The organism is Acinetobacter sp. YH12249 (assembly GCF_013417475.1).
GTDB lineage: Bacteria > Pseudomonadota > Gammaproteobacteria > Pseudomonadales > Moraxellaceae > Acinetobacter.
The window spans coordinates 1-3,939 of the sequence record NZ_VPDX01000060.1 but is presented as its reverse complement, the minus strand read 5'-3'; the positions used below and the strand labels follow the sequence as shown (position 1 = coordinate 3,939).

Annotated in this window: 3 protein-coding genes and 1 pseudogene; all 4 read right to left on the bottom strand. The window is 27.1% G+C overall.

Translation table 11 applies throughout. The features are described from left to right. Window positions 1-268: 268 nt before the first annotated feature. Window positions 269-1,615 (bottom strand): site-specific integrase, encoded by a 1,347-nt coding sequence (locus tag FTV25_RS15725; RefSeq protein ID WP_180004502.1) that lies wholly within the window; start codon window positions 1,613-1,615, stop codon window positions 269-271. Continuing rightward, a complete protein-coding gene (locus tag FTV25_RS15720; RefSeq protein WP_180004504.1) occupies window positions 1,605-2,108 on the bottom strand; it encodes a hypothetical protein in 504 nt (167 codons plus the stop codon). The genes FTV25_RS15725 and FTV25_RS15720 overlap by 11 nt, the downstream gene beginning before the upstream one ends. After that, window positions 2,105-3,826, bottom strand: coding sequence for a hypothetical protein (locus tag FTV25_RS15715; RefSeq protein ID WP_257219027.1), 1,722 nt, complete (start codon window positions 3,824-3,826; stop codon window positions 2,105-2,107). Before FTV25_RS15715 ends, FTV25_RS15720 begins: the two co-directional genes overlap by 4 nt. Window positions 3,827-3,829: 3 nt before the next feature. Beyond that, window positions 3,830-3,939, bottom strand: a pseudogene (locus FTV25_RS15710) (IS5/IS1182 family transposase); the annotation flags it as partial.

The window sequence follows — 3,939 nt, the reverse complement described above, 5'->3', positions numbered from 1 at the left end:
AGATTATGCAACAAACTGGTTGTGGCATTACAACCATGAAAGACCACATCAAGCTAACAAAGGAAAGCCACCTCTAATGGCTGCTTAACCTCTACTTTTAACTTCGGTTATTTATGGGAGGATTACCAGTTTAGGTATAGGCCAATTCATTTGAGAAAGCTATTGTAAAATAAAGGTATATTGGCAGGTTTGTACAAGAATAGTTTATATATAATGAACCTGTTATGTAATATTAAATTAAGTAATTAACTTTATTTAAGAGTTTGTTTTATTTTTTAAGTTGATCAATAAGTTCGCGTAATATAATAGGATCAATCGGAAGATTATTATTTAAAGAGTTTTCTAAAAAATTGATGTGTGTGTTAATCACATGATTAGAAGGGGTTGCAAGAATTCTTTCTTTTAATTCATCGATTTCAGAAAGCTCATCAAAAGCTAAATTTATATATGTATCTAAAGATGTAATAGATCTGTGACCAGTCCATTCAAGCATAATTTGTTTTAATCGATAAGTATTTAATAGCAGTTTACGAAATTCATCGCTATTCGATAATTCATGTTCTAAAATTAAAGATTTAAATTTTTCTGTAATAAATCTATGACGGAACATGTGGGCACAGACTTTTGAGGAAAGATTGGCATCTTTGGACCAATTATTCATATAAGTAGTTAATGTATCAGGTTGTAAGGGATGACCAGATGTGTGGGAAATAAAAATATAATCATGATTAATGCCTTTTTTTTGAAGTATCGGATTTCTATAGTATTGAACATAAAAGCGTAAATTCAGTAAAAAAGTTCTTGAAACAGGAATTTCCCGTGTCTTTGTTAAACGATTATTTTTTAAATTTATAATTTCTAGCAAAGGTGAGATTGAATCAGTCTTTAAAGCTGATCTTAAAGAATTCATGGATATAGAGCAGACTTCAGATCTTCTACCACCTGTATTTTCAAGTGCTTGGAGAAGACATAAGTTTCTATGTCTTAGGGGCTCAATGTCAGAGTTATTTATATGATTCAGAAGCTTATTGTAATCATCGAGGGAAACAGGATAGCGTTTTCGTTTAGGTGAAGGAGGAGGAAATGAATAATGAAAATAATTAGGGTTAGAGTTTTTTTTGTTATTATCTCTATAAACATTCTTATTTTTATTACTTAAATTTATTTTATTATTTTTACCAATTCCAATAAAATTATTAATATTATAAAGCTCCCCAATGAAAAAAAGAAAATCTATAATTTGATAAGCAATGTTTATAATTTGATTATTCGAACGAACAAGAGGATCATCTTGTAAATAATCCATAAAATCAGAAAATAAATTATCATCAAATTGAGAGAAATTTTCAATTTCCTTACAATAAAAAGTAAATCTGATAAAATGACTCAAATGATTGGCAAATATTCTATATGTGCCACCATTATAGTTTTCAGAATAACCAAATTTTAATTTATAAATAAGATATGAATTAGCTTCATAGCATGGGATTCCATTAGGGAATAATAAAAAGGGTAAGGCATCAAGATTGTAAAATTTTATATCTTGTTTGGATGTGGAGATATAATTTGGTAGTGAAAAATTAATAACCATTGAATATAGTTTTTTATTCTTCATGAAAATAAACCTCATTAGCATGGTTTAATAATTTTTCAAATTGTTTTAGTTTATTATTTATTTCATCAATTGTATATTTGCTATTGGTTTTTAAAGCTAAATTTGAAATTGTTGACTTTAGATCATATATGATCTTTATAAGGATTAAGTTATTGATTTTTAAGTTGTTATTCTCTGCTTTTAATTCTTCAATTTTATTCTTTTTGGTTGCAGGGATTTTACTGATTGAAAATAATGCTTTTATTCTCAATTCATTAAACTGATTATAAGTCATATTAGCATACTTGTTTACATAAAGCTTGTGTGAGTTTAGTGATAGAGAGATAATGCCATAGTCATTATTAGAGTATTTAGCCATATTTTTTTGAGATGAAATAGCATATTTTATTGTATTGTCATTTATATAATTGTTTGGTTTTTTTACTATAAGTTGAAGTAAGTCAATTTCAGATTGAATTGAATTTTCAACTTCAGGAGAATCAATTTTTTTCATAAATCATCCTTAATTATTAATATTAGCTCAAATTCTTGGATTGTATTATTTTTTTTGTCTTTGGTGGTAAAAAATCTAGGTTGAAGGTCAATTATATGTTCATCTATAAGATAGTTTATTTTGCTTGATAAATTATTTGTCAGCTTAAAGTTGTTTGCGCTTATTATTTCCAAGTCATCAACATTGAAATGATTTATTAATACTGCACGCAAATTTTCAATGTTTTTAACAATTGGGCCTGATTTTCCTAAATAAGCTTCAGAAATTGTATGAGATTTTACGCCATTTAGAACGCTACCTGTTAAAGGTTCAGTAATATAATGATATAAATGTTCAATATCTGTATGACCAAGGAAGTAGCGTAATGTATCTAAACCATCAAAGCTTTTTGACCAGAAAAACATCATTGCAAAAAAACGTCTAAGTTGATGCTGTCGTATATAATATCTTCTATATTCATTTGGGGTAAATTCTATTACTTTTGTTTGAAAATAATCACAAAATAAATTTAGTAAGTTACCATAAGTTGAATGAGATAACTTTGACCATGTGTTTCTAGCATAAGAATATCTATTAACCAAATTAATATCTGATAATTTAGATAAATTATTATCTAAAATTACTGAATTGAACTTTTCAAGTTTATAAATTATTTTTGCTATTATGCTTGGTATAGGTCTTGCCATCTTTTCACGATGAAAATTAATGCCACCAACACCACTTTTTCGATTATCAAATATAACCTCAAACTCTTTATGTTCTGTTATAAATGGATCAACATTTTTAGGCAATAAGCAATCTAATGATTGTAGATCAATAATTTCAGAGATGCGTCTAGCGGTGATTGCACCTAATGCAACTAATATTGACCCTAAAAGAATATTGTAAAAATCTATAAATCCATGATTCATTCGTAAATTTAAAAAAAAATTTTCATCATCAGGTATTTTTAACTCTTTAATACCTATGCTCTTTAATGTGTCAGGAAAATCTGGAGAGTTATAGAAATCTTTGAAATCTCCTTCTTTATTCTTTATGAATAAAGAATATCTAATAATAGTATCAAGTAATATATCTAAATATTTATGAATAAATTCAAATGAATCATGTATTGCTTTAAAAGTTACCTCAGCAGGTAGTGTTGCAAATCGCCCCAGATCTCTTAAAGGGGTTATTTTACTTATTCGTTTTACACCTATAGTATTAAAGTTTGAAATATTTATTTGGGCACAATCATTTTGAGAGTGGATAAATACAATTTTCTTTAAGTTCTTTATTTGAGATTGAATGTCTTGATATGAAAAGTTTTCTTCATCTCTAGTCTTACAAGGAAGAGATAAATACTCTGTATTAGATTTATCCTTAATTAAGTTTAATTGATGTAAAGTAATGGGGTGCTGGTTAAAAACAATGATTTTATTCTCAAAGCATTTAATGAAAAAATTAGTTAACACTTTGTTGGGATTATATGTAGAGTAACCTTTATTAAAATAAAGCCAATATTTAGACTTTCTTAGCTCTTCTAATGTCAAGTCAAGTTCATCATTATGGTTGTGATTATTAACAAAAGGAAATTCTTTTTCAAATTCTAATATATCATTTAAATTTATTTCCTTAATCTTTTCTCTTAGGAACTCTGCAACTAAATTATAATAATTTATTGATGCATTTATTTTACCATAGTTTGCTATATTGACTAAATAGTAGACCTCTTTCATAAATCATTTTTTGCTCAGTTCCAAGTTGTAGATTCCAGCGATTAAATTGAATCTCAAACCAAGCCTTTTACCTCTATTTCGATAACGCTCAGCAAGGATTTTGAAGGTTTTCA